Raw genomic sequence first — 24,842 nt, 5'->3', positions numbered from 1 at the left:
TGCCGAAGACATCGAACGCCTGAGCCATGCTGAAGCCGCCCGTCATTCAAACACCCGGAACGTCCGTGCTGTCCGCGAGGGATATCCCTCCAGCACCGAGAATGAGTGAAGACGAAGACGACCGCGCCGGTGGCCGTGGCGATCCGGCCGCTTCGGTCATCACCAAGGTCAGGCCGAAGACGAAACGTCCCAATCTCTATCGCGTGCTCATCTTGAATGACGACTACACGCCGATGGAGTTCGTCGTTCACGTCCTTGAGAGATTTTTTCAGAAGGATCTGGAGGCCGCCACCCAGATCATGCTGCACGTTCACCATCATGGTATCGGCGAATGCGGCGTGTTCACCTACGAGGTCGCCGAGACCAAGGTCACGCAGGTGATGGATTTCGCGCGCAAGCACCAGCATCCGCTGCAATGCGTGATGGAAAAAAAATAAGCGTATCGATTCGCAAAAAACCGGAACGGATATTTCGCGGCTGCCCGGATTCGCAGGTTCAATCCGCGCCGGCTCGGTCGAGCATGGGCGCTATGCGCGCCTGCCGGCGAGAATGCACCCGCGCGCTGTTTTGTTGGCGGAAGACGGACCCTTTCCCTCCGGAAATTGTACCACTATATTGTTGACATAAGGTTGTTGTTGCCTGACGGGGCGATGGCGATCATGATGGCCAAGAGACCCTAGAGGACGCGCAATGCCAACTTTTTCTCAAAGCCTGGAACAATCCCTGCATCGGGCGCTCGCGATCGCAAACGAGCGTCATCATCAATACGCCACGCTCGAACACCTATTGCTGTCGCTGGTCGACGATTCGGATGCGGCGGCGGTCATGCGGGCTTGCAGCGTCGATCTCGACAAGCTGCGTGGCAGCCTCGTGAATTATCTCGAGACCGAGTTTGAAAACCTGGTCACGGCGGAAGCCGCTGACGACGCCAAGCCCACCGCCGGTTTCCAGCGCGTCATCCAGCGGGCTGTGATCCATGTGCAGTCGTCGGGCCGCGAGGAGGTGACTGGCGCCAACGTGCTGATCGCGATTTTCGCGGAGCGCGAGAGTCATGCCGCCTACTTCCTGCAGGAACAGGACATGACGCGCTACGACGCGGTGAATTACATCAGTCATGGCATCGCCAAACGCCCCGGCGTTTCCGAAGCGCGACCGGTGCGCGGCGTCGACGAAGAGACCGAAACCAAGAGCGGCGACGACGCCAAGAAGAAGGGCGACGCGCTCGACACCTACTGCGTCAACCTGAACAAGAAGGCGCGGGACGGCAAGATCGATCCGGTGGTCGGACGAAATGCCGAGATCAACCGGGCGATCCAGGTTCTATGCCGCAGGCAGAAGAACAACCCGCTCTTCGTCGGCGACGCCGGCGTCGGCAAGACCGCGATCGCCGAAGGACTGGCGAAGCGCATCGTCGACAGCGAAGTTCCCGAGGTGTTGGCGGCCGCGACCATATTCTCGCTCGACATGGGAACGCTGCTGGCGGGCACGCGCTATCGCGGCGACTTCGAGGAGCGGTTGAAGCAGGTGCTCAAGGAACTCGAAGCACATCCGAACGCCGTTCTCTTCATCGACGAGATCCACACGGTGATCGGCGCGGGAGCGACCTCCGGCGGCGCGATGGATGCTTCGAATCTTCTCAAGCCCGCATTGGCGTCGGGAACGATCCGCTGCATGGGCTCGACCACCTACAAGGAATACCGGCAGCATTTTGAAAAGGATCGCGCGCTGGTGCGCCGGTTCCAGAAGATCGACGTCAATGAGCCGTCGGTCGAGGATGCCATAGCCATCCTCAAGGGCCTCAAGCCGTATTTCGAGGACTATCACAAGCTGAAGTACACCAACGATGCCATCGAGGCGGCGGTGCAGTTGTCGTCACGGTACATTCACGACCGCAAGCTGCCGGACAAGGCGATCGACGTGATCGACGAATCCGGCGCGGCGCAGATGCTGGTGACCGAGAACAAGCGGAAGAAAACGATCGGGATCAAGGAAATCGAGACCACGATCGCGGCCATGGCCCGGATCCCGCCCAAGAGCATGTCCAAGGACGATGCGGAGGTTCTCAAGCATCTCGAACAGACTCTCAAGCGTGTCGTGTTCGGACAGGATCGCGCGATCGAGGCTCTGACGGCGTCCATCAAGCTGGCTCGCGCGGGCCTGCGCGAGCCAGAGAAGCCGATCGGTTCCTACCTGTTCTCCGGCCCAACCGGCGTCGGCAAGACGGAAGTCGCCAAACAGCTCGCCGAGGCGCTCGGCGTCGAGCTGCTGCGCTTCGACATGTCCGAATACATGGAAAGGCATACCGTTTCACGGCTGATCGGCGCGCCTCCCGGCTATGTCGGCTTCGATCAGGGCGGCCTGCTGACTGACGGCGTCGATCAGCATCCGCATTCGGTTGTGCTGCTCGATGAAATCGAGAAGGCGCACCCGGATGTCTACAATGTGCTGTTGCAGATCATGGATCACGGCCGGCTCACCGATCACCACGGCAAGCAGGTCAACTTCCGTAACGTGATCCTGATCATGACCACCAACGCGGGCGCTTCCGACATGGCCAAGGCTGCGTTCGGCTTCACGCGCAACAAGCGGGAAGGGGACGATCGCGAGGCGATCAACCGCCAGTTCTCGCCTGAGTTCCGTAACCGGCTCGATGCTGTTGTTTCGTTTGGTCATCTCAGTACGGACATCATCGGCATGGTAGTCGAGAAGTTCGTGTTGCAGCTCGAAGCGCAGCTTGCGGATCGTTTTGTAACGATCGAGCTTTCTGATACGGCCAAGGCCTGGCTGGTCCAGCACGGCTACGATGAGCAGATGGGCGCCCGGCCGATGGCGCGGGTGATCCAGGAGCACATCAAGAAGCCGCTCGCAGACGAGGTGCTGTTCGGCAAGCTCAAGGGTGGCGGTCACGTCCGCGTCGTTCTGGTCAAGGATGAAGCGGTCGCGGGCGTCGATCTCGAGAAGATCGGCTTCGAGTTTGTGGAAGGGCCGGTCACGCCGAAGCCCGAGAACCTCCCGGGCGCTCGCAAGCGGACACCACCGCGCAAGCCCAAGCCGGGCGGCGGAGGGCTTACGTCGGAAGAGCCGCTTAAGGTCTGAGTCCGACCTGTCGCGTTTTCGAGCGAGACATAAACAAAACGGCCGGCACATCATGTGCCGGCCGTTTTGTCGTGCGCGGAGCCCAGGCGCTCCGGATCACGATGATCTCGGATCAAAACTGTTCCGGATATGAGTATGATCCATTGCGATATTCAAGAAGCAGTGCGCAACCTGAAAAACCGTACCGCTGCGACTGGCTCGAAAAGAAATAGCGGTTTCAATCGGAAAACGCTTCATAGCGTATCGAGCGAAGCATGTCCTCGGGCTTGACCCGAGGATGGAACCCGGTTCGCGTGAAGAAAACGCGTCATATCAAAATCATAGAGCCTCGCTTCTGATCCCATCAGAAGCGAGGCTCTAACTTCCAGCAAAAAGCGAAAGATCAAACCCCGCTCGCAGGGACGAGCCTTACTTCTCCTCGGCGTTCTGCTCGTCCTCGGCAGCCGGCTCGTCATCGTGTTGAGCGTCCGGATCGAAGAATTCGCCGGCAGCGGCGATCGCTTCCGCGGCTGCGTCACGATCTTCCTGCCGGGTGCTGATGTCCTCGCCGCGCTGGATGCGCTCGGCCTCGTCGACGCTGCGGGCGACCGTGACCCTGATTTCGGCCTCGACTTCCGGATGAACCGCGACCGTCAGCTTCTGCTGGCCGATCGTCTTGATCGGCGCATCCAGCCACACCTGGGGGCGGCTGACGATAATGCCGTCGGCGGCCAGCGCCGCCACGATGTCGCGAACCGTGACCGAACCGAATAGCTGACCGGTTTCGGAAGCCTGGCGGAGGACGACGATGTCGCGCCCGTTGATCTTCTCGGCCACCGTGGCGGCTTCGCCCTTGGCCTTGATGTTGTTGGCTTCAAGCTCGGCCTTCATGCCGTCGTATTTGGCCCGGTTCTCGGCGGTCGCGCGCAGGGCCTTGCCGCGTCGGAGAAGGAAGTTGCGGGCGAAGCCGTCCTTGACCTTCACGACCTCGCCCATATGACCGAGCTTGGCCACGCGTTCCAGCAGAATGATTTCCATGTTCGATCCTCTTGTTTCGGTGTTGAGCAACTGTAGTGAGTTCAAGATTTCGGCGTGAGCGGCGGGGGCGTGTGCCGTTGCAGGTAGCGTTGGCGAAACCCGAAAACCGCGTCCGCGATGCCGATGCCGACGACCGTGATGACGGGCCATACGAACATCAGCACGATGGCATAGACCGAGCCGAGCCACAGTCCACGGTTCCGCATCGTCAGCGTGATCGTGTGCAGCACGGCGAAACCCGCCAGCGCATACGTCATCATCAGGCACGCGGTCATGATCTGGGCCAGCATCGCGGGCAGTCCGCCGACGAAGCTCAGCGCCAGCGCGATCATCGTCGCGACCAGCGCCATTGGCGGGAGCGTCGTTGTTCTCACGTCGGGCCAGGGACGCCGCAGCCGGCCGGAGGTCGCCGTGATCTTAGCCGCGAGCCACATATTGAGCGTCAGCGTCGCCATTGCGATGGTTGCGGCGGCGGCGGGAGCGATGGCCACAAACGCATCGACGACTTCCGAGGCCCGGTCGCCGGACGCTCCATCCTGCACCTTGGCGATGCGAACCAGACCGCGACGCAAGGCATCCGTAATCGCCGATGCGTCGGAACCAAGCGTGAGAAGCGCGGCGGTCGTGGTCAGCGCTGCGAAGCAGGCGATCCAGACCAGGACGCGCCCGAGCGGATACCAATCGACCGGGGGCGGAGTGGCCAGCGCTGCGTCGGTCCCCTCGCTGGTAGCCTGCCCGGTTCGCTGCGGCGGCGCATCCACGCCGGCCGGGCGGCCGAGCAGCACCAGGTGACCCAGCCACCACGCCGGCAGCGCCACCGTCAGCACGAAAGCGGCAGAATAGGACACGCCGAACAGAATGCCAAGGCTGGCGGCGGCGAAAGCGCCGCCGATCGCGGCGCAGGCGGGCCCCCATCCCATTGCCGCGACCATCAGCGGCAGAGGCGCCAGATAGAACAACAGCACCGAGATCAGCGCGCCCGAAATGATCGAGGCGAACATCAGCGCGGACGCACAGCCGGCCGCGATTGCAACGGGAAGGTTCATAGTCATCAGCTGTCCCGCTCCCTTCGAGCGGTTAGGGGTCTCATTCGAGCCCCAACCATCGGCTACCGGATGATCCGAAAGCCTTATGATTTATGAAAGGCGACCGGCGGCAGCGCGAACACCGCCGCCGGTCCCGGAGTTACCGGATAACGTAGGGAAGCAGGCCGAGGAAACGCGCACGCTTGACCGCGCGCGCGAGTTCGCGCTGCTTCTTCGCGGAGACAGCCGTGATGCGGCTCGGCACGATCTTGCCGCGCTCGGAGACGTAACGCATCAGCAGCTTGGAATCCTTGTAGTCGATCTTCGGCGCATTCGAGCCCGTGAACGGGCAGGTCTTGCGGCGGCGGAAAAAGGGACGGCGTGCACCGGCATCAGCCATGATTCTTACTCCTCAACCACTGCGGCGGATTCCTCGCGCGGTCTGCGCGGGCCGCGATCACCGCGGAAACCACCGCCGCGATCGTCGCGCTCACGGTCGCGATCGGCTTTGCGCATCATCGCCGACGGACCTTCCTCGTGCTCGTCCACACGCACGGTGAGATAGCGGATGACGTCTTCATGGATGCGTTCCTGACGCTCGATCTCATTGACGATGGTGGCGGGTCCATCGATGTTGAGCAGCACGAAATGCGCCTTGCGGTTCTTCTTCATGCGATAGGTGAGCGAACGTACGCCCCAGCTCTCGGTCTTGGTGACCTTGCCACCCAGTCCCGTGATCACGCCGGTGATCTGGTTGGTCAATTCCTCGACCTGCTGGGAGCTCGCGTCCTGGCGCGCGAGAAAAACATGCTCATAGAGAGGCATGGGTGTCCTTTCCTCAGTTGGCGCGGACCCCGGCGGCAAGCCCTTCGAGACCTTGGAAAGGACTCGGGATAAGCTCAGAAGGCGGAAGCACGGGACGACGGGCCGATGAGCCCTGCCGCATCAATATCGCCTGACAGGTGAGATTGCTGAGACCGTCCGTTCAGCTCCCGGCCGGGATCTGCGGATGGCGCGGGTTATACGGATTTTCGGGCCGCTTGCAAGAGACTTGCAAGAGACAAGCCACTGAAGGCTCATGCCCGTCGAACCAATGTGTCCCGACGACGCCGCAGCCATTGAGGAGCCTCGTGAAGGACCTCGCGCGACTGTCTTGACATCATCCGCCTCGCGGTGTCTCTCCGGCCGGAATTTCAAGGGGCGAGTATGACAGCGGCATTCACCTTTCCGGGGCAGGGTTCCCAGACCGTCGGCATGGGCAAGGCGCTGGCCGACGCTTTTCCGGTGGCCAAGGCCGTTTTTGATGAAGTGGATGCCGCCCTCGACGAGAAACTGACAGCCATCATCTGGGACGGCCCCGCTGAAACCCTGCAACTGACCGAGAATACCCAGCCGGCCCTGATGGCCGTTTCCATCGCCGCTCTCCGCGTGCTCGAGACCGAGGCGGGCTTATCCGTGGCGCGGGATGCCGCCTTCGTGGCCGGACATTCGCTCGGGGAGTATTCCGCGTTGGCGGCCGCTGGAAGCCTGAGCATCGCGGATACGGCGCGGCTGCTGCGAACGCGCGGTCTCGCCATGCAAAAGGCTGTTCCGGTCGGCGACGGCGCCATGGCGGCGCTGTTGGGTCTCGATTATGAGGTCGCCGTGGCCGTTGCCGACGAAGCCGCGCAGGGTCAGGTCTGCGAGGCCGCGAATGACAATAGTGACGGACAGGTGGTCGTGTCCGGCGACAAGGCGGCGGTCGATCGGGCCGTCGAGATCGCGAAGGCCAAGGGCGCAAGGCGCGCGATGCTGCTGGCGGTGTCGGCGCCGTTTCATTGCAGGCTGATGCAACCGGCGGCGGACGCCATGGCGGAAGCTCTCGCCAGGGTCACGATCAACAAGCCGGTGGTACCGGTGATCGCGAATGTCATCGCCGCTCCCGTCAGCGATCCCGACGCGATCCGGAAACTTCTGGTGGAGCAGGTCACCGGCACGGTGCGCTGGCGCGAAAGCGTGGCCTATATGGCCGCCCAGGGCGTCACGCACTTTCTGGAGGTCGGCGCGGGCAAGGTGCTCACCGGCCTCATAAAGCGCATCGCCAAGGACGCGGCCGGCGTCGCGGTCGGCGGCCCCGGCGACATCGCCGCCGCCAGGGATGCGATCCTCGCAGCGCGCTGAGATCGGGACGGCTCAAAGACCGCGAGACCTCGCAATTCGCCGTTCGATGCAATTCACTCGGGCGGTTTCAGCGAGCTGTTGATCCAGCCGCTCGCCGACGCCTGAAACGGGTCGGCTTCCATCTCGCAATGCGGGCAGCGGCGGACCAGTGTTGCGGCCGCAATGGATTTGTCCATCGTCATGGCCAGGCCGCATCGCGGACAGGTGCTCTCCGTTTCCTTGTTCATGAGCAGCAACCACCCGCGAACGCCATACAAGGCGAGCGCGCAGACAATCGGCATGCAAACGATCAGGAAAAGATCTTCAAGGGCACACATCGCAACCATCCTCCATGGGCGCGATGGAAGCAGACCGGATGTGGTTAAGGGTGGTAGGAGCTTGCGGACTGAATTGACGATGAATCTACACCATGCCGGCTCCGGTGGAGCGTGCTCGTTTCCTTGCGAGAGGCGACCGTTGCGGCCGGAAAATGGGGCAGGGTTATTGACGAGCGGCATTTCCTTGCGGCAAACCGGACGCGGGTGGCCATTCTCGTTTTGGCCCGGGATATTCCAACGGGGGCGATATGTTCGACTTGACCGATAGGACCGCGCTTGTGACAGGCGCGACCGGCGGTATCGGCGGCGCCATTGCGAAGGCGCTACATGCGCAGGGGGCGACGGTCGCGATTTCCGGTACGCGCCAGGAGGCGCTGCAGGCCCTGGCGGGTACGCTTGGCGAGCGCGTTCACGTGCTGCCCTGTAACCTGTCGGATACGGCGGAGGTCGAGGCATTGGTGCCGGATGCCGAGAAGGCGATGGGGAAGGTCGATATTCTTGTCGCCAATGCCGGCGTCACGCGGGACAACCTGTTCGTGCAGCTTCGCGACGAGGATTGGGACGACGTGATCAGGATCAATCTGACCGCGACATTCCGCCTTGCGCGCGCGGCGACAAAACTGATGATGCGCAAACGCTTCGGCCGCATCATCGCGATCACCTCGATCGTGGGCGTCACCGGAAATCCGGGCCAGGGAAACTACACCGCATCGAAGGCCGGACTGATCGGCATGATCAAAACGCTGGGCGCGGAATATGCGAAGCGCGGGGTGACGGCCAACTGCATCGCGCCCGGATTCATCGCAACGCCGATGACCGACGCGCTGAACGAAAAGCAGCGGGAGACGATTCTGACGAAGGTCCCGGCGGCCCGCCTCGGAACTCCGGAAGATATCGCAGCGGCGGCGGTCTATCTGAGTTCGAACGAAGCCGCCTACGTGACCGGACAGACGATCCATGTCAACGGCGGAATGGCAATGATTTGAGGTGCTTTCGGCTTGTCTGCCGGGGCTAGTGGTCAAGGCTTTCGATGTATGATAACCGGACCAGGAACGGGTGGGCAAAGAACGCCATTGCAGGAAATTGAAACCCTGTATATTGGCGGTGCGGCGGCTGCGTCGTTTGCGGTCCGCACCTGCACAAGGCGGAAAGACCGAGATCCTACACGACTGTAGAATAGCAACAGGAATTAGCCGGTTTAATGATCCACGATGGCTCGTTTTGCGGTCGGGTCCAATTGAACAAGCGCGAGGTTTGATAATGAGCGAGATTGGCGAGCGGGTTAAGAAGATCGTGGTCGAACACCTTGGCGTGGAGCCGGAGAAGGTCGTCGACAGTGCCAGCTTCATTGACGATCTTGGCGCGGACAGCCTCGACACGGTCGAGCTCGTGATGGCCTTCGAGGAAGAATTCGGCTGCGAGATTCCCGACGACGCGGCGGAGACGATCCTGACCGTCGGCGACGCGACCAAGTTTCTCGAGAAGAACGCGAAAAGCTGACACCCTCTCGCGGTCATGATGAAGCCGGACGGATCGTTTTCGAACGGTCCACCGGCTTTTCCTTATGACCCGTAAGGAAGCTGGAGTTCTCCAGATGAGGCGCGTTGTCGTCACCGGACTTGGCATGGTGTCGCCGCTTGGCTGCGGGGTCGAGACGACCTGGAAACGCGTTCTCGATGGCAGGAGCGGCGCGAAGCAGATCGAGTCGTTCGACGTGACCGACCTGCCGTGCCGAATCGCCTGCGTCGTCCCGCGAGGCGACGGATCCGACGGAACCTTCAATCCCGATCAGTGGATGGAGCCGAAGGACCAGCGCAGGGTTGACGACTTCATCATCTTCGCGATGAGCGCCGCCAGGCAGGCGCTCGACGACGCGGACTGGCATCCTTCGACCGAGGAGGATCGTTGCGCGACCGGCACCCTGATCGGTTCCGGAATCGGCGGCCTGTCGGGCATCGCCGACACCGCGGTCCTCATGAAGGAGAGGGGAGCCCGCAAGGTGTCGCCGTTCTTCATTCCGGGACGCCTGATCAATCTCGCTTCGGGATACGTGTCGATCGAACACGGGCTGAAGGGACCGAACCACGCTGTGGTGACAGCCTGTTCGACAGGCGCGCATGCGATCGGCGATGCAAGCCGCCTCATCGCGCTCGGCGACGCCGACGTCATGGTGGCCGGCGGGGCGGAATCGCCGATCTGCCGCATAGGCATGGCGGGCTTCTGTGCCGCGCGAACGCTCTCCACCAGCTTCAACGACACGCCGCACAAGGCATCGCGCCCTTACGACAGCAACCGCGACGGCTTCGTCATGGGAGAAGGCGCGGGCATCGTTGTGCTGGAAGAGTATGAGCATGCGCGTCGGCGTGGCGCGAGAATCCATGCCGAGATCACGGGATACGGCCTGTCGGGGGATGGCTATCACATCACGTCGCCGTCCCCTGATGGCGACGGCGCTTTCCGAAGCATGAGCGCGGCCATGAAGCGCGCCGGCGTGTCGCCATCGGATATCGACTATATCAACGCCCACGGGACATCGACTCCGGTCGGCGATGAAATCGAGCTGAAGGCCGTGGAGCGCCTGCTGGGCAATGCCGCATCAAGAACATCGATGTCCTCGACAAAATCTTCCATTGGCCATCTGCTGGGTGCGGCGGGCGCGGTGGAAGCGATTTTCAGCATCCTTGCGATTCGCGACAACATCGCCCCGCCAACGATCAATCTCGATAATCCGTCAGTGGAAACGGCGATTGATCTTATCCCGCACAAGGCGCGTCAACGGGAAATCAATGTCGCGTTGTCGAATTCGTTCGGGTTCGGCGGCACCAACGCGTCGATTGTCATGCGGCGCCTCGCTAATTAACGTGCGATGCAAGCAAATCCACCGTTTCGCCGCATTCGATGATAAATCCTAGAGCGTTTTCCGGCGAAGTGGATACCGGTTCGCCGCAAGAAAACGCGGCAAAACAATAATCTAGAGCTTCGCTTCTGATTCAATCAGAAGCGAATGTGCTCTAGAGAAGGGCGCATGCTGCTGGCCGGGGCAGGAAATTCACCGGCCGATTGAACCGACAGGATTCAGGTTGCATCGATGACTGAAAGGCCGCCCATTTCTCCACGCAGTCCGCGCGCCGCGCTTGAACCTGAACAGGTACCGCCGCCACCGAAGCGTTCCGCGCGCGTGCGAAGCCCGCTGGTGGTTGCAGGCAACGCGATCATTACCGTTCTGGTGATCGGAATGCTCGGCGCCGGCGGCGTTCTTGTCTACGGCAAGCAGAAGATCGAAGCGCCTGGACCGCTGCAGGACGAGAAGATCGTCAACATTCCGTCCCGCGCCGGAATGAATGACATCGCCGACATTCTCCAGCGCGAAGGCGTGATCGACAACAATCGTTGGGCGTTCATCGGAAGCGTGTTCGCACTGAAGGCGCGAGCGGATCTGAAGCCTGGAGAATATGCGTTCCAGAAGCATGCCAACCTGCGTGACGTCATCGGCACCATTGTCGATGGCAAGGTGGTGCAGCACCCCGTGACGATTCCCGAGGGACTGACCTCCGAACAGATCGCGGCGCGGATTTCCGAGAACGAGATTTTCTCAGGCACCCTTCGTGAGACCCCGCGCGAGGGTACGTTGCTGCCCGAGACGTACAAGTTTCCGCGCGGCACCAGCAGGGACCAGGTGATTCAGCGTATGCAGCAGACGCAGAAGCGCGTGCTCGCGGAAGTCTGGGAGCGCCGTGCTTCGGACGTGCCCGTCAAAACACCCGAGCAGCTTGTTACGCTGGCCTCCATCGTTGAAAAGGAAACCGGCAAGGCCGATGAACGCAGCCGCGTCGCGTCCGTGTTCGTCAATCGGCTGAAACAGAAGATGAAGCTGCAGTCCGATCCCACGATCATTTATGGCCTGGTCGGAGGCAAGGGAACGTTGGGTCGGCCGATCAAGCGCAGCGAAATCATGCACGCGTCTCCCTACAACACCTACGTGATCGAGGGATTGCCGCCTGGACCGATCGCGAACCCCGGCCGAGCTTCGCTTGAAGCTGCGGCAAATCCGGCGCGAACGCGCGACCTGTTCTTCGTCGCCGATGGAAGCGGGGGGCACAGCTTCACCGAGACCTACGAACAGCATCAGAAGAATGTCGCCCGGTTGCGGGCCATGGAGAGGCAGATTCAGAACGATGCGGTTGAGCCGATAGACGATCCACCGCCGGCGGTCGCGCCCGCCGCAACGGAGACCGGCGCGACTCGGGACGAATCTTCCTCGAAGCCTTCCCCGAAACCCGCTCCGCGGCCGCGAACCCGGCCGGACCGGTAGGACGCCGCAGAGCCTACGGCACATTGTTCAGCCGCCCGAGCCGAATCAGATCACCGGACGTTTCAGCCGGGAGTTCTGACCCATCCTCTGATCGAGCGCGATCTCCTTCGAAACCGTCATCACTGTCGGTTGGTGCGATCAGCCGGACCACGATCATGTTGTGGTTTCCACAAAAGCGGCGTTCGCGCGCAGACGCGTTAATCAAAGAGTCGGAGCCATAGACCCTAAAACTTCGTTTCTGATTGGATCAGAGGAAGCTTTACCGGTATCCACTTCGCTCGAAAGCGCTATAACCTGATCAGAAGCGAGAATGCTCTATCAATAGATTTCACAACCACACACCTTCTTCACCGTCGGAACGATCTGTTTGGACGAATTTCGCATTTGGAGAAAAACCGCGCGATGGCGTTGTCGAGCATGACCGGCTTTGCAAGAAGCCACGGCGCAAGCGGGCCGTATGCGTTCGAATGGGAGTTGAAGTCAGTAAACGCCAAGGGGTTCGACATTCGGACGCGGCTGCCTTCCGGCTGGGATGATATAGACGTAACGATACGAAAGCGCGCAACGCAGGTGCTGTCACGCGGTACCGTCTATGCCAATCTGACGGTGAAGCGCAGCAACGCGGCTCCTGTCGTTCGCATCAATGAGCACGTTCTGGCATCTCTCATGAAGACCGCGCAGGAGCTGCGCGGCAAGATCGACGTGCTCGCACCGAGCATCGACGGTCTGTTATCGATAAAGGGCGTTCTGGAGATTGCTGAACCTGAGCCCGACGAAGCCGAGGAGCAGGTGGTGAAGCTCGCCGTCGCCGAGTCTTTTGAGCAGGCGCTGCGCAGCCTGGCGGATATGCGCGAGCGTGAAGGCTCTGCGCTTGGCCGCATATTGATGCAGAGGATAGATGAGATCGAACGTCTCGCGAGCAGGGCGGAGGCCGCCCCCGGCCGCCAACCCGGCGCGGTGATGGCGCGGCTGTCCGAGCAGATCGCTGCACTGCTCGACACATCGGACCGCTTCGATCAGGATCGACTCCATCAGGAAGCGATCCTGATCGCCGCGAAGGCCGACATCCGCGAGGAGTTGGATCGCATTGCCTCGCATGTCTCGCAGACGCGCGAATTGATCGGCAACGGCGGGCCGATCGGGCGGAAGCTCGATTTCCTTGCGCAGGAATTCAACAGGGAAGTGAACACTTGCTGCTCGAAGTCGAACGATCTCGAACTGACCAATGTCGGACTCGAACTGAAAAACGTCGTCGAACAGTTTCGCGAACAGGTCCAGAATCTGGAGTGATCGATGGCTGCTCACGGTCAGGGTTTCGATGGAGTCGAGCGGCGCGGCCTGATGTTCGTGCTATCGTCGCCTTCCGGCGCCGGCAAGACCACGCTGTCGCGGCTGCTGATCGAGCGCATCGAAGGCTTGAGTCTGTCGGTCTCCGCGACCACGCGACCGATGCGGCCCGGAGAGGTCGATGGTCGTGACTACGCGTTCGTCGACGAGACGACCTTTGCGGCCATGGTCGAGCGCAACGATCTGCTGGAATGGGCTGTCGTGTTCGACAATCGCTACGGCACGCCGCGCGCTCCGGTGGATGCGGCGCTGTCATCCGGACGCGATGTCCTGTTCGATATCGACTGGCAAGGCACGCAGCAGTTGCGGGAGAAGGCGCGAGACGACGTGGTCAGCGTCTTTATTCTGCCGCCGTCGGCCGCTGATCTGGAGCGGCGCCTGCATACCCGCGCCCAGGATTCGGATGATGTGATCCGCGAACGAATGGCGCGCGCGGCGCATGAAGTGAGCCACTGGGCCGAGTACGATTACATCGTCATCAACCGGAATATCGATGAGGCGTTTGCCGAGGTACAGTCGATCCTGAAGGCTGAGCGGCTCAAGCGCGAACGCCGAACCGGATTGACAGCTTTCGTGCGAGAACTGCGGCGGCAACTCGAAACTTAGAGTCTCTTGCCGCTTCCGACGATGCTCGCCAACTCACGCGCCATCGCAACGAAACCGGATATCGAAACCGTCTCCGCGCGCCGCGTGGGATCGATGCCCGCCGCGGCCGCGAGCGACGCCGGGTCGGCGGGCAACGATTTGAGGCTCTGCCGCAGCATTTTCCGGCGATGCCCGAACGCGGCGGCGGCAACTTGCTCCAGCAAGCGGCGGTCGCAGGGCTCGGGGCTGTCACGCGGTATCAGCCGCACCACGGAAGACGTGACCTGGGGGTGCGGAACGAAAGCCGCGGGCGAGATATCGAACAGGATTTTGGTCTCGGCCCGCCAGTTCGACAGCACGCCGAGACGGCCATAGGCGTCCTCGTTCTCGCGGGCAACGATCCGCTCGGCCACCTCGCGCTGAAACATCAGCACCATGATGTCGTACCAGGGCGGCCAGGGCTCGACGCTGAGCCACCTGATCAAAAGCGCGGTGGCGATGTTGTAAGGCAGGTTGGCGACGATCTTTGCGCGCGTCGTGCCGAGCAGGGGCCGCGGATCGAAGTTCATCGCATCCGCGTTGATGATGGTCAGGCGGCCGGGATAGCGATCCGAGATTTCTTCAAGCGGGCCGAGCGCGCGTTCGTCACGCTCGATGGCGATGACATGCTTCGCGCCGACCGCCAGCAGCGCCCGCGTCAATCCGCCGGGGCCGGGACCGATCTCGATGACGGTCGCATCCTGGAGCGGACCTGCGGCGCGCGCGATCCTGGCTGTGAGATTCAGATCGAGCAGAAAGTTCTGTCCCAACGATTTTCGCGCCGACAACGCGTGACGTTTGATGACGTCGCGCAGCGGCGGTAGATCATCGATCACGCGGATGCCGAAGGCGTCGAACCCGCCATCCGCGCGGCGAGGCGCAGCGCGGCGATCAGGCTCGATGGACTGGCGCGTCCCGTGCCGGCGATGTCGAACGCGGTGCCATGATCAGGCGATGTGCGGATGAAGGGCAGTCCCAGCGTGACGTTGACCGCCCGATCGAACGCCAGCGTCTTGACCGGAATCAGCGCCTGATCGTGATACATGCAAATCGCGCAGTCGTAGGTCCGGCGCGCGGCCTCATGGAACATGGTGTCGGCCGGAAGCGGGCCTTTGACGTCGATTGCCTCAGCGCGCAGGGTTGCGATGGCGGGGGCCACGATTGTCTGATCCTCGGTTCCAAGCGAGCCGTCTTCTCCCGCATGGGGGTTCAATCCGGATACCGCTATGCGGGGATTGGGGATCCCGAACCGCGCGCGCAGGTCGGCGACAACAATGCGGACGGTGTCCACGATCATGCGGCTCGACAGAATTGCAATCGCATCGCGCAAGGGCAGGTGGATGGTGACGGGCACCACCGCAAGATCGGATGACCACAGCAGCATCACCGGCTGTGGAGGATCGGCGTTCGCCGCCGCCAGTTCAGCGAGAAATTCGGTATGGCCGGGATGGGCGAATCCCGCACGGTAGAGCACGCTCTTGGCGATCGGATTGGTGACCACCGCTGCCGCACGGCCCGCCGCAACGTCGCTGACCGCCTGACGGATCGATCCGATCGCCGCGGGAGCGCTGTTGCCGTCGGGATCGCCGGGCTGCGCGGTTACCGGATGACCCGTGGCGGCAATGGGAAGCGCTTCAGAGAATATTCTGGCGGCGTCTTCCGGGCCGGCGTCCACCAAAGGAAGCTCATGTCCGAGCAGCTTTGCCCGAGCCGCGATGAAGCCGCGATCGCCGAGAAGATAGAAAGGAGGGACGGTATCACTTCTGCGGCGCAGCCAGGCAGCGATCGCGATGTCCGGTCCGATGCCGGCCGGCTCACCCAGTGTCAGTGCAATTGGCTTCACCACGCGGTGGCTCCGTCGCGGCTTCTGATCAGACTGATGCCGCCGTTCAAGATATCCGCCGCCTTAACTTCTGCGGGACGCGCGAACGACATTTGCCCGCCATTCTCAGGGACGACTTTCACGATATTCGATCATCGCGGATTTTCGAATTCTTTCCAGGTAAGATTTGGATCGCTTCTCATATTTGTCGGCGAACATTTTTTCGCGGATTTCCTTTTTCTTCGGGGTGTCCACGCTTGTCACCTTCTTTCCGCACACCGCCGCCATTTCGACGCCCTGCCGCGTCATTTCCGGCGGCGTCAGATGTCCCACCGCCGTCTTGTCCAGCAGATCACGAAGCGGAGGCGGCAGGTCGGTGGACGTTTTGGTGACCGTCTCGCGGATGGTGGCGTTTCGCATCACCTTGACGGTACGAATGATCTCCGCGCAGGATTGCACACGCTCGCGCAAGGCATTGGCCTCGTTGCGCCGCGCTTCCACCATGGAAGCCGTCGCACCGCGCGGAACGATCAGGACAACGGGGCGCATCTGGTACTCGAAACCCTCCATTTTCGATTGATCATCGCCGCTGCTCTTCAGCGCTTCATTGACGTCCCGATCGCTCACAAGAAGACTCTCCTTGAAGCGGCCGCGCACCAGGCTGCCCCAGACAAGATCGGCTTTCAGGCGCGACTTGATCGTGTCCGGTCGAATCCCCTGAGAGCCGAGCGATTTCGTCAGCTGGTCGGGCGACATCCCCATCCGCGCGCCCATGTTGGCGTAAGCACGATCAATGTCCGTCGAGGTCGGATTCACACCGTACTTCTTTGCCTCCCTGACCTTCACCTTTTCATCGATCAGTTCGTCGATCACCTCCTGCCGGGCCGGAGACTTATGGGTGGATATCTTAATCAGACGGCTGCGCTGTTCGATGTCCAAAGTGGTGATCGGCTCCCCGTTGACCATGACCGCGACCGCCTGAGCACGCAGCGGCGAACTCATGCTGACGAACGAAAGAAACGCGAATACGGCAAGACAGCTGGATGGCCGGAGGATCAGGATCATTTTCATATCAGTCGCGCTAGGTCACGATGGTTTTGGATCGAATCGATCCAGAACCGTAAACGTGATCGATTCCAATATTCCAGAGCGGATGCGGGCGAAAAACCGCTACACGCTTTTCCTTATCCCGCTCCGGAACGTTTTCAAGCACAGCATGTCCTCGGGCTTGACCCGAGGATGGACACCGGTTCGCTTGACGAAAACGCTATAGCAGTTCTTCTGTCGACGGGGGCTGAATCAAATCAGGCAGCTCCGTCGTTGCTGCAAAAAGCACCTCCACCTGAAAAAACCTAGCGGACGCCGGTTGACCCTTGGCGGGTCTGCCCCAGGGTTCTCAGCCCAAGCTGAAGCATGAAAGCATGGTTAAGCTGGGGCGGCGCTGCTCCCGCAGCGTAAATGTATGATGTCACGTAGTTGACGCCGAGAACAAAGCAATCGTCCACGTATCCCGCGCCGACCGCATACTGGTTGATCTGATTGGCTTCCAGATCCCAGCGCGCCGCACCCTGCACAACCCAGTTGGATGCGACCTTAAAGGACCCGGAGCCGAGAATTCCCCGGCGCCTTGTCAGAAACCCGAGGCCGGGCTGCTCCGCGTAATCGCCGTACAGAATGCTTCCGGACCACCGGTTGAAACTGGCGCGACCTTCGGCTTCGAAACGCTGCACATTCAGGGTCGTCTCATCAACGCGCGCGCGCGCGCTGAACGTGAAGGCGCTGTTCGGCGAATAATTGACGCCTGTCACGTAGTCGGATTGCGCGCGCTGCAGGCCGGAATTGACACCGGTGTTGGTGATATCCGCGACGGCGAACGAGTTGAGGCCGAACAGGTGATAGGACTGTCCGAACAGAAAATTGATCGCGCCGCCGCGATCGAACTGGGTCGTCGCCTGCACGCCCACGTTGGCGCGGCCGCCGCCTTCGACACGGTCATAACCGGAGAACTTGTCCACCCTGAAGAGGTTCGTGGCGTCGAAGACCAGGCTCTGCGCATCCTCGTTCGGCAGCCGGCCCGCATAGCTCTCGTTCGGGCGGATGATGACCTGCGCGATCGGTTCGAGCGTCGTGGTGCCCCAGGGCTGAACGTTGATGAAGGGATAGCGATATTCGAGGCCCACCGCCGGCATGAGGCGGACTGTCTGTGTGGCGCCGGGCTGGATGAAATTGGACACGCCCGGCTGATTCGAAATGTCGGCATTGATGGCGTCGGCGCGAAGCGAGGCGAACGGCGTCCATATCTGACCGAAGGAATCGGTGAACGACCTCCGCCACTGAGCTTGCGCCGTCAGGCGCGTATAGGTTCCCGGAATGCCCCGAAGCAAACAATTAGCTGGCGTTCTCGCCGCTGGGTCAGCCGATGTCGGCGCACATACGAAGGAGGTATTCGCCAGCGTCGAGATCGGATCGAACTGCGGCTGATCGCGCATGAGATTGACGAAATTGAACTTGTAGCTGAACTCGCCGCCGATCACCGAATGGTTGATGACGTTCGAGTAATCGACGACGGGCGCGATCACCGGAACCAGGCTCTGATTGCCGGAGAAGCTCAGATAGTGGACGGCGCGAGCGTCGAAGTAGCTGCGGTTACCGACGCCAGTCAGATAGAGTTGCGAGAGCGCTTCGGTCGGCAAGGTCAGGAACGATTGCATCGGGTCCCTGTACTGCCTCAACCGATAGTCGGAGAAGAAGAAGTAGTCGCTCAGCAGAACGCCGTCCCAACCCCAGATCCATTTGTCGTTCAAGGCGAACTGGCCCTTGGTATCGACACCGCCGCGCAGGTCGCGGTTGCCTGGACCCGCGCCGAAGGCGTCCGGATCAAGCTGATTGATGCCGTAGGCACGGATCTGATAGGCGCCGTCCTCGAAACGCTGCCGGAACTCGCCATGCATCAATACGCCTTGCCGCGTGGTGAAGCGGGGAGAAAGGGTCAGGTCGTAGTTCGGCGCCAGCGCGAAATAGTAGGGGGTCTCGACCCCGACCCCGAAACCGGTAAAGGCGGTCACAGCCGGCATCAGGAAGCCGCTCTTGCGCTTCACCGTCGGATCGGGTGTCGAGAAGAAGGGCATGTAGGCCATCGGCACGCCGTAGAACTCCAAACGGGCGTCCTCGAAGTACAGCATCTTCTCGGTCTGGTTGTGAATGATCCGGGCGCCCTTGACCTGCCACAGCGGGGGCTTCTTGGGATTCTCCTTGCATGGCGCGCAGGCCGTATAGACGCCGTTTTCGAATACCGTGTAGTTGCCTTCGGTCCGATCGGCGCGGGTGGCGGCCATGCGCGTCGCGTCGGCGGTGTCGACTCTCAGCGAATCGACGAAACCGTCCCGGTAGTCATCGCTCAGATCGAGAATGTTGGCATAAGTGACCTTACCATCCGCATCGGTCATGCGGATGTTGCCTTCGGCATGGAGCCGCTTGGTTTTCTGGTCGTAGGTGACACGATCCGCCTCGACGCTCGTGCCGTTGTAGAACATCTGCACATTGCCCACGGCCGACACGCGGGAATTGTTGTAGTCGTAGTCAAGCTCGGTGGCTTGAACGAGCATCTGCCCATCGTTCTGCCTTGGCGGCGGCGCTGGCTTGGGCGGGCGAGGGTTGTAAGTGAAGCTTTGCGCGGCCACCGGAGTGGTCGCGACGACGTCCATCACGGCGGCGGCGATCAGACCAAGAACGGCCGCCGTCAGCGAGGCCGGAATCATGGACGCACCAGACCGATAGCGGCGCAGTGGGCTGCGCTGCTCGCGAATAGCCGATCGTTTACGGAGGGTGGCGATGGGGGCCACTATCCGTCCTCCTGGTGCAGCAAGACCAAAAAACCGGTGAGGCCGCCGACGCAAACCGGCAGCCACGCCGCGGCGATTGGATTCATCAATTCGGCCTTGCTCAGATCCTCAGTTACCTTGGATAGGACATAGAGCAGAAAGCCGGAACCCACGCCACTTAAAACCATCTTTTGCACCCCGCCGAAACGGAAGAACCGGAGGCTTACCGAGACCGCCAGCATCACCATGGCAGCCAGCAAAAACGGCTGTGCGATGAGTTTGTGGTACTGCAGCCGGTATCCCGCGGTGGCAAAACCAGAACTTTCGGAGGATCGGATATAGTCCGGAAGTTGCCAAAATGACACAGTTTCGGGCGTGGAGAAACTGTTCTGCACCTGCGCCGGCGTCAGGCTGGTCGGGAGCACGAAAGTTTCCTGCTCGACCGGAGGGTTATCGAGCGTGAATCGGCGGACGCCTTTGAACAGCCAGCGGCCATCCTCCAGGGCGGCTTCCCGAGCCTCGATGCGCTCCCTGAACCTCGAATCGGGATCGAACCGGAACACCGTGAGTCCCGTCAAGCGCACGCCTTGCTGCTCACTGAGCGCGGCGTTGATGATCGCCTGGCCGTCGTCGGTCACCTGGTTGATCCAGAAGCCCGATGCGTCGTGGAGACCTCCGCCCGAGGCACCGCCGAACAGATCGGCCTCCATGCGCTTCGACAGTTCCCGCAGGTTGGAAGACAGGGGGTTGTAAACCGTGGTCGCGAAGACGCCCAGCGCGATCGCGCATGCCAGCGTCGGCGAGATGAACTGCCAGGCCGAAACGCCGGCGGCGCGGGCCACCACCAGTTCAAGCTTCCGCGACAATGCGAGATAGCAGGTCATGGCGCCGATCAGAACGCAGAACGGTGTCAGTTTCTCAAGCAGTTGAGGCACCCTGAATAGCGACGTTTCGGCCACCATGAGCGCCGACGCCGATGCAAGCCCTGAGGTTCGCCGCACCATTTCAATGTAATCGACGAGAACGAGCAGCAGGAAAATGCTGGCGAACACGCCGAGCGCCGCCACCATGAAGCGGCCGGCGAAATAACGCCCCAACGTGTTCGTCAGCATGCTCATGCGAAGCCCGGCCTCTTCCCCAGCAGGCGAAGGATCCGCGCGTTCGATCTGTTGATCGCTTCCATCAACGCGGCTGGCGGTTCGAGCACGATTCCCGCAACGATCACCCGCAGGCTGATACCGATCGCGCCGAAAAGAAGCAGGTATTGCAGGAGCGCCGCCATCGGCGATTTCACCGTCATGACCGAGAGTGCGAAGCCTGCCATACGAAGGCTGAACACGGCGGCAATTGCCGCTCCCATGGAGAAATTACGACTCTGACGCGTGGTGCGCGGTGTTCCGAGGAACGCGAAGGTCAGCGCGGCAAAGGCAAACGGATAGAGCGGCGCGGTGAATCGATCGTGAAGCTCGGCGCGGAACTGGCCGCGCAGTTGCTGAACCAGCGGGTCTTTCTCGTCGGGAGCAATCAGCTCCCAGAGGTAGCGTTCGCGAATGCCATAAACGACACCATGCCCCCGATTGGAAAACTTCGACATGTCGAAAGCATAGCGGTCGAACGCGACCATGGCCGGCTCGCGCTTGCCGGTTTCGAATCTCTCCAGGTGTCCGTCTTCCAGGATCAGGAACGAGCCCTTGTCGTTCTTCATCACAGTTCCGTGGTCGGCGATGATACTGAGGCGTTCATTTGAATTACGGCGGTCATCGATGAAGATTCCGGCGAGCTGGCCGCCCGGCTGTCGTTCCCGAATGCGAATTGTCAGGTTCGGATCGAGCTGCGCAAACCGGCCCGGCTGCAGAACGTTCGCCAGAACGTCGGCGGTGATCTCGGCGTCCCATTGTTTCAACCGGCGCATGCCGTCAGGCGCGAGGTAGGCCGCAATGAATGCCACCAGCAGGGCCACGACAACAGTTGCATAAAGGAACGGCCGGAAGAGCCGGAACGGCGACAGGCCGGCGGCGTTCATCACGATGATTTCCGAATCCGTCGCCAGTTTGTGAAGCGTGTGCGAGACCGCGATCATCAGCGCGATCGGAGAAATGATCAGCACCAGCACCGGGATCGCAAGGCTGGTGATTCCCAGGAACGTCAGGATGGTTTGCCCCTGACTTGTCATCAGGTCGATCCCGCGCAACGCCTGCGTAATCCAGATCACCCCCGTCAGGCTGACCAGAACCACGACAAACGACGCCAGCGTCGTCCGGAAAATATACTTGTCGATCGACCCCATCGGTCTGAACGATCCCCAGTCCCTTCGGGCGGAAACATCCGGCAAAGCCAGACCACAGCGGCCAGACCGCAGCCGGGACATCCCCAGTGTCCCGCCTTGTTCTTACCTGACTCGTGGCCCAGTACCATCCCTTTGATCTGTCAATAAAATGGCTGGGCCTCAAAGCCCCGCGATTATAGTTAAAATCCGGATGACATGTGACCCGGCAGCCACGACGGTCAGGCCGATCGCGCTCCCCGGGCGAGTTGTCGATAACGGCGCCGGGAACTGATCCCATGGCGGAGCTTGGCAGCGTTGCCTTTGACAGGTCATAGTCGGCAAGTCACACGCGCTGCTCCGATTCCGACGCCGCGCCACCCTGAGTTCTGGAGGTTTCCGATGCCCGACGCCGTCAAGGTCGGCTTTGTTCCCTTTTCGACCGCCTCGCGCGGAACCCTCGTGGTATTCTGCGATGAGGCGCTGAAGTTCGGCCGGGCCGCGGGGAAAGCACTGGGTTCGTCGGCCGGAATGGTCAAACGGGCGGCCGCAGCCAATCAGTTCAAGGGCAAAAGCGCGACGACGCTCGATATTCTCGCCCCGGAGGGGCTCAAGGCCAATCGTCTGATCGTCGTGGGCGCCGGCAAGACGCCGGCTCTCAAGAGCGGCGACTTCCTGAAACTCGGCGGCGTTATCGCGGGAAAGGTTCGCAGCGACAACAACGGCGTTACGATCATTGCGGAACTGCCATCCGCGGCGATGGAGCCGGATCAGTCGGCGTCGCTGGCTTCCGGCATCCGGTTGCGCGCTTACAAATTCGATCGCTACAAGACGCGGAAGAAGGATGGCGATGACGCGGTCCTTCGCGCCGACGTATCGATCGCGGTCGCCGATGCCGCCGCGGCGAAGAAGGCGTTCGCGCCGGTCAATCACGTTGTCAACGGTGTCATTATCGCGCGCGACCTCGTCAACGAACCGCCGAATGTCCTCTATCCCGAGGAATTCGCGCGGCGCGCGAGCCGGTTGCGCGCGATGGGAGTCGGCATCGACGTTCTGGACGTCAAGGCGATGACGAAGCTCGGCATGGGAGCGCTGCTGGGGGTGGGGCAGGGGTCGGTACGGCCCAGCCGGACGGTCGTCATGCGCTGGAACGGCGGCAGGAAGGGCGAGCCGCCCGTTGCTTTCGTCGGCAAGGGCGTCTGCTTCGACAGCGGCGGAATCTCGATCAAACCCGCCGGCGGCATGGAAGAGATGAAGGGCGACATGGGCGGGGCCGCCTGCGTGGTGGGGCTGATGCACGCGCTCGCCGCGCGCAAGGCGAAGGTGAACGCCATCGGCGCGATCGGCCTTGTCGAGAACATGCCGGACGGCAGCGCGCAGCGGCCCGGCGATATCGTGACGTCCATGTCGGGACAGACCATCGAGATCATCAACACCGACGCCGAGGGCCGGCTCGTTCTCGCGGACGTGCTCTGGTATGTCGTCCGCAAGTTCAAGCCGAAGGTCATGGTCGATCTCGCAACGCTGACCGGCGCGATCATGGTCGCGCTTGGCACCGAGCACGCCGGCCTGTTCTCCAATAACGACGAGTTGTCGGAGCGCCTCACCAAGGTAGGCCTTCAGACCGGTGAGCGGCTCTGGCGGATGCCGCTTGCGCCGGAATACGACAAGCTGATCGACTCGAAGTTCGCCGACATGAAGAACACGGGCGGACGCCATGGCGGCTCGATCACGGCCGCGCAATTCCTGCAACGGTTCGTCGACAATACTCCGTGGGCGCATCTCGACATCGCGGGAACGGCGATGGGCGCTCCCAAATCCGACATCAATCAGAGCTGGGGATCCGGATTCGGCGTGCGGCTGCTGGACCGCCTCGTCGCGGAGCATTACGAAACGAAGCGATGACGGAAGTCCTGTTCTATCATTTGCAGAACATGTCGCTGGAAAAGGTTCTGCCGCCGCTGCTCGAGAAGACCTTCGAGCGAGGATGGCGCGCCGTCGTCCACACGACGTCTGAAGAGCGCGCCGATGCGCTCGACGCGCATCTGTGGTCCTATCGTGACGATTCTTTCCTGCCGCATGCGACGTGGCGGATCGAGGATGCAAGCGAACAGCCGATCGTGCTGACGATCGACGGCCGCAATCCCAACCGGGCCACCGTCAGATTTCTGGTCGACAGCGCCCCGCTTCCGGAAAGTCTTGATACCTATGAGCGGCTGGTGCTGATATTCGATGGCGACGACGGAGCCGCGCGGGACGCCGCGAGAGCCGTCTGGACGGAATGCACGTCGCGAGGATGTGAGGCGACCTACTGGCAGCCTGACGAAACGGGGCGCTGGCAGCGTCGCGGGTAGTCAGATAGAGCGATTTTAATTTGATGAGACTTGAAGCTTTCTGATCAAACACTAGGGTCCAGCCATGGTCGCGCCGCAAATCGGTGCTGGGACAGGCCTTTGCTACGATCCGCCGGGACAGAATTCGTCGTGAGACAGCCCAGATTTCGCCGAAGGGCGCTGATACCGCTGCTTTTGATGGCGCCGCTCGTCTCGGGCTGCGGCACCGCATCGGATATGTTTTCGTCTGGCCTGCTCTCGAAGGACGCGGACTGGTTTTCGCGGTCCGGCCGGTTGTTCATCAAGAACGTTTCGGTTGAAGCGCCGCCGCTGACCCCGGACAAGCCGGTCTCGCCGGACGATCTCATCAGCGCTGACGGTCTTTGTCCGGGCATGGCGCCGCCGATCGGTATGGGTGAATCCAGCGCCCTCGCTGATAGCGCAGGAGATACTCCGGCGCTCGCGGCTTCGGGTACAGTGGCGTTAGGCCATACCGAGTGCGACGTGACGCGCGGTCTCGGTGCCGCGCCAGACAATGTCAGCCTCTCCAACAATTCTCGCGGCGATCGTGTTGCGGTCTTGACGTTCCTGAAGGGACCGCGTGCCGGAATCTACACATTTACGGCGGGACGCCTCGCTTCCATCGAGCAGGCGCCCGAATCAACCGTCCGTCAGAAGCCGGAGCGGCGGACGAAAAGACGGTAA

The 24,842-nt window shown here is 61.6% G+C and carries 23 protein-coding genes; 12 read left to right on the top strand and 11 right to left on the bottom strand.

Going from position 1 to position 24,842, the window contains the following annotated elements:
* Nucleotides 1–101 precede the first annotated feature (101 nt).
* Together clpS and clpA are read left to right on the top strand one after the other, a co-directional pair.
* On the top strand, nt 102–437 hold the full coding sequence (gene clpS / locus ACMYR2_RS09635) for an ATP-dependent Clp protease adapter ClpS (RefSeq protein WP_347265380.1): 336 nt from the start codon (nt 102–104) through the stop codon (nt 435–437).
* Between the two features lie 253 nt (nt 438–690).
* Nucleotides 691–3,096 (top strand): ATP-dependent Clp protease ATP-binding subunit ClpA, encoded by a 2,406-nt coding sequence (gene clpA, locus ACMYR2_RS09630; RefSeq protein WP_416192841.1) that lies wholly within the window; start codon nt 691–693, stop codon nt 3,094–3,096.
* A gap of 408 nt (nt 3,097–3,504) precedes the next feature.
* Here clpA and rplI read toward each other — a convergent pair whose 3' ends face one another.
* From rplI to rpsF, 4 genes are all read right to left on the bottom strand, one after another.
* Nucleotides 3,505–4,113, bottom strand: a complete 609-nt coding sequence (rplI, locus tag ACMYR2_RS09625) for a 50S ribosomal protein L9 (RefSeq protein ID WP_347263396.1) — start codon at nt 4,111–4,113, stop codon at nt 3,505–3,507.
* Nucleotides 4,114–4,154: 41 nt separating this feature from the next.
* On the bottom strand, nt 4,155–5,165 hold the full coding sequence (locus ACMYR2_RS09620; RefSeq protein ID WP_347263397.1) for a hypothetical protein: 1,011 nt from the start codon (nt 5,163–5,165) through the stop codon (nt 4,155–4,157).
* Between the two features lie 133 nt (nt 5,166–5,298).
* Nucleotides 5,299–5,538 carry a 30S ribosomal protein S18 gene (gene rpsR / locus ACMYR2_RS09615; protein ID WP_009799569.1) on the bottom strand — a complete coding sequence of 80 codons (240 nt, stop codon included), beginning with the start codon at nt 5,536–5,538 and terminating at the stop codon, nt 5,299–5,301.
* Nucleotides 5,539–5,543: 5 nt separating this feature from the next.
* Nucleotides 5,544–5,963 carry a 30S ribosomal protein S6 gene (gene rpsF / locus ACMYR2_RS09610; protein ID WP_347263398.1) on the bottom strand — a complete coding sequence of 140 codons (420 nt, stop codon included), beginning with the start codon at nt 5,961–5,963 and terminating at the stop codon, nt 5,544–5,546.
* A 381-nt stretch (nt 5,964–6,344) separates the two neighbouring features.
* Between rpsF and fabD the strand changes: the two genes are divergently transcribed.
* A complete protein-coding gene (fabD, locus tag ACMYR2_RS09605; RefSeq protein WP_347263399.1) occupies nt 6,345–7,298 on the top strand; it encodes an ACP S-malonyltransferase in 954 nt (317 codons plus the stop codon).
* Between the two features lie 53 nt (nt 7,299–7,351).
* Here the strand turns inward: fabD and ACMYR2_RS09600 are convergent, their stop codons facing one another.
* Nucleotides 7,352–7,795, bottom strand: coding sequence for a hypothetical protein (locus ACMYR2_RS09600; protein WP_347263400.1), 444 nt, complete (start codon nt 7,793–7,795; stop codon nt 7,352–7,354).
* 68 nt (nt 7,796–7,863) lie between these two features.
* Between ACMYR2_RS09600 and fabG the strand changes: the two genes are divergently transcribed.
* From fabG to gmk, 6 genes are all read left to right on the top strand, one after another.
* Complete coding sequence (gene fabG, locus ACMYR2_RS09595) at nt 7,864–8,601, top strand: 3-oxoacyl-[acyl-carrier-protein] reductase (RefSeq protein WP_347263401.1); 738 nt, start codon at nt 7,864–7,866, stop codon at nt 8,599–8,601.
* A gap of 274 nt (nt 8,602–8,875) precedes the next feature.
* On the top strand, nt 8,876–9,115 hold the full coding sequence (locus ACMYR2_RS09590; protein ID WP_002716125.1) for an acyl carrier protein: 240 nt from the start codon (nt 8,876–8,878) through the stop codon (nt 9,113–9,115).
* A gap of 94 nt (nt 9,116–9,209) precedes the next feature.
* Nucleotides 9,210–10,475, top strand: a complete 1,266-nt coding sequence (gene fabF, locus ACMYR2_RS09585; protein WP_347263402.1) for a beta-ketoacyl-ACP synthase II — start codon at nt 9,210–9,212, stop codon at nt 10,473–10,475.
* A 228-nt stretch (nt 10,476–10,703) separates the two neighbouring features.
* On the top strand, nt 10,704–11,927 hold the full coding sequence (gene mltG / locus ACMYR2_RS09580; RefSeq protein ID WP_347263403.1) for an endolytic transglycosylase MltG: 1,224 nt from the start codon (nt 10,704–10,706) through the stop codon (nt 11,925–11,927).
* Between the two features lie 402 nt (nt 11,928–12,329).
* A complete protein-coding gene (locus ACMYR2_RS09575) occupies nt 12,330–13,217 on the top strand; it encodes a YicC/YloC family endoribonuclease (protein ID WP_347263404.1) in 888 nt (295 codons plus the stop codon).
* A 3-nt stretch (nt 13,218–13,220) separates the two neighbouring features.
* Complete coding sequence (gene gmk, locus ACMYR2_RS09570) at nt 13,221–13,880, top strand: guanylate kinase (protein WP_347263405.1); 660 nt, start codon at nt 13,221–13,223, stop codon at nt 13,878–13,880.
* Here the strand turns inward: gmk and rsmA are convergent.
* The 6 genes from rsmA to lptF form a co-directional block, all read right to left on the bottom strand.
* Complete coding sequence (gene rsmA, locus ACMYR2_RS09565; protein WP_347263420.1) at nt 13,877–14,740, bottom strand: 16S rRNA (adenine(1518)-N(6)/adenine(1519)-N(6))-dimethyltransferase RsmA; 864 nt, start codon at nt 14,738–14,740, stop codon at nt 13,877–13,879. The genes gmk and rsmA overlap by 4 nt on opposite strands.
* Nucleotides 14,731–15,744, bottom strand: a complete 1,014-nt coding sequence (gene pdxA, locus ACMYR2_RS09560) for a 4-hydroxythreonine-4-phosphate dehydrogenase PdxA (RefSeq protein ID WP_347263406.1) — start codon at nt 15,742–15,744, stop codon at nt 14,731–14,733. Before pdxA ends, rsmA begins: the two co-directional genes overlap by 10 nt.
* 102 nt (nt 15,745–15,846) lie before the next feature.
* Nucleotides 15,847–16,791 (bottom strand): SurA N-terminal domain-containing protein, encoded by a 945-nt coding sequence (locus ACMYR2_RS09555; protein ID WP_416192840.1) that lies wholly within the window; start codon nt 16,789–16,791, stop codon nt 15,847–15,849.
* A 281-nt stretch (nt 16,792–17,072) separates the two neighbouring features.
* Complete coding sequence (locus tag ACMYR2_RS09550; protein WP_416192839.1) at nt 17,073–19,562, bottom strand: LPS-assembly protein LptD; 2,490 nt, start codon at nt 19,560–19,562, stop codon at nt 17,073–17,075.
* Nucleotides 19,562–20,659 carry an LPS export ABC transporter permease LptG gene (gene lptG / locus ACMYR2_RS09545; RefSeq protein ID WP_416192838.1) on the bottom strand — a complete coding sequence of 366 codons (1,098 nt, stop codon included), beginning with the start codon at nt 20,657–20,659 and terminating at the stop codon, nt 19,562–19,564. Before lptG ends, ACMYR2_RS09550 begins: the two co-directional genes overlap by 1 nt.
* The gene (gene lptF / locus ACMYR2_RS09540; RefSeq protein WP_347263410.1) at nt 20,656–21,828 is read right to left on the bottom strand and encodes an LPS export ABC transporter permease LptF; all 1,173 of its coding nucleotides are present in this window, start codon (nt 21,826–21,828) and stop codon (nt 20,656–20,658) included. Before lptF ends, lptG begins: the two co-directional genes overlap by 4 nt.
* Nucleotides 21,829–22,206: 378 nt before the next feature.
* On the opposite strand from lptF, the gene ACMYR2_RS09535 reads away from it, so the two are divergent.
* The 3 genes from ACMYR2_RS09535 to ACMYR2_RS09525 all read left to right on the top strand — a co-directional run bounded on the left by ACMYR2_RS09535 (nt 22,207) and on the right by ACMYR2_RS09525 (nt 24,842).
* A complete protein-coding gene (locus ACMYR2_RS09535; protein ID WP_347263411.1) occupies nt 22,207–23,709 on the top strand; it encodes a leucyl aminopeptidase in 1,503 nt (500 codons plus the stop codon).
* Complete coding sequence (locus ACMYR2_RS09530) at nt 23,706–24,158, top strand: DNA polymerase III subunit chi (protein WP_347263412.1); 453 nt, start codon at nt 23,706–23,708, stop codon at nt 24,156–24,158. The genes ACMYR2_RS09535 and ACMYR2_RS09530 overlap by 4 nt, the downstream gene beginning before the upstream one ends.
* A 177-nt stretch (nt 24,159–24,335) precedes the next feature.
* A complete protein-coding gene (locus ACMYR2_RS09525) occupies nt 24,336–24,842 on the top strand; it encodes a hypothetical protein (RefSeq protein ID WP_347263421.1) in 507 nt (168 codons plus the stop codon).

This window comes from Nitrobacter sp. TKz-YC01 (assembly GCF_047824785.1).
GTDB lineage: Bacteria > Pseudomonadota > Alphaproteobacteria > Rhizobiales > Xanthobacteraceae > Nitrobacter.
Note: the sequence above shows the minus strand (reverse complement) of the source record. Positions and strands in the feature narration are given on the sequence as shown.

Excerpts from the sequence above, each read along its gene's own strand:
- clpS (WP_347265380.1), top strand. The coding sequence starts at position 102 with ATGAGTGAAGACGAAGACGACCGCGCCGGTGGCCGTGGCGATCCGGCC.
- clpA (WP_416192841.1), top strand. The coding sequence starts at position 691 with ATGCCAACTTTTTCTCAAAGCCTGGAACAATCCCTGCATCGGGCGCTC.
- rplI (WP_347263396.1), bottom strand. The coding sequence starts at position 4,113 with ATGGAAATCATTCTGCTGGAACGCGTGGCCAAGCTCGGTCATATGGGC.
- ACMYR2_RS09620 (WP_347263397.1), bottom strand. The coding sequence starts at position 5,165 with ATGACTATGAACCTTCCCGTTGCAATCGCGGCCGGCTGTGCGTCCGCG.
- rpsR (WP_009799569.1), bottom strand. The coding sequence starts at position 5,538 with ATGGCTGATGCCGGTGCACGCCGTCCCTTTTTCCGCCGCCGCAAGACC.
- rpsF (WP_347263398.1), bottom strand. The coding sequence starts at position 5,963 with ATGCCTCTCTATGAGCATGTTTTTCTCGCGCGCCAGGACGCGAGCTCC.
- fabD (WP_347263399.1), top strand. The coding sequence starts at position 6,345 with ATGACAGCGGCATTCACCTTTCCGGGGCAGGGTTCCCAGACCGTCGGC.
- ACMYR2_RS09600 (WP_347263400.1), bottom strand. The coding sequence starts at position 7,795 with ATGCCGCTCGTCAATAACCCTGCCCCATTTTCCGGCCGCAACGGTCGC.
- fabG (WP_347263401.1), top strand. The coding sequence starts at position 7,864 with ATGTTCGACTTGACCGATAGGACCGCGCTTGTGACAGGCGCGACCGGC.
- ACMYR2_RS09590 (WP_002716125.1), top strand. The coding sequence starts at position 8,876 with ATGAGCGAGATTGGCGAGCGGGTTAAGAAGATCGTGGTCGAACACCTT.
- fabF (WP_347263402.1), top strand. The coding sequence starts at position 9,210 with ATGAGGCGCGTTGTCGTCACCGGACTTGGCATGGTGTCGCCGCTTGGC.
- mltG (WP_347263403.1), top strand. The coding sequence starts at position 10,704 with ATGACTGAAAGGCCGCCCATTTCTCCACGCAGTCCGCGCGCCGCGCTT.
- ACMYR2_RS09575 (WP_347263404.1), top strand. The coding sequence starts at position 12,330 with ATGGCGTTGTCGAGCATGACCGGCTTTGCAAGAAGCCACGGCGCAAGC.
- gmk (WP_347263405.1), top strand. The coding sequence starts at position 13,221 with ATGGCTGCTCACGGTCAGGGTTTCGATGGAGTCGAGCGGCGCGGCCTG.
- ACMYR2_RS09555 (WP_416192840.1), bottom strand. The coding sequence starts at position 16,791 with ATGAAAATGATCCTGATCCTCCGGCCATCCAGCTGTCTTGCCGTATTC.
- lptG (WP_416192838.1), bottom strand. The coding sequence starts at position 20,659 with ATGAGCATGCTGACGAACACGTTGGGGCGTTATTTCGCCGGCCGCTTC.
- lptF (WP_347263410.1), bottom strand. The coding sequence starts at position 21,828 with ATGGGGTCGATCGACAAGTATATTTTCCGGACGACGCTGGCGTCGTTT.
- ACMYR2_RS09535 (WP_347263411.1), top strand. The coding sequence starts at position 22,207 with ATGCCCGACGCCGTCAAGGTCGGCTTTGTTCCCTTTTCGACCGCCTCG.
- ACMYR2_RS09530 (WP_347263412.1), top strand. The coding sequence starts at position 23,706 with ATGACGGAAGTCCTGTTCTATCATTTGCAGAACATGTCGCTGGAAAAG.
- ACMYR2_RS09525 (WP_347263421.1), top strand. The coding sequence starts at position 24,336 with ATGGCGCCGCTCGTCTCGGGCTGCGGCACCGCATCGGATATGTTTTCG.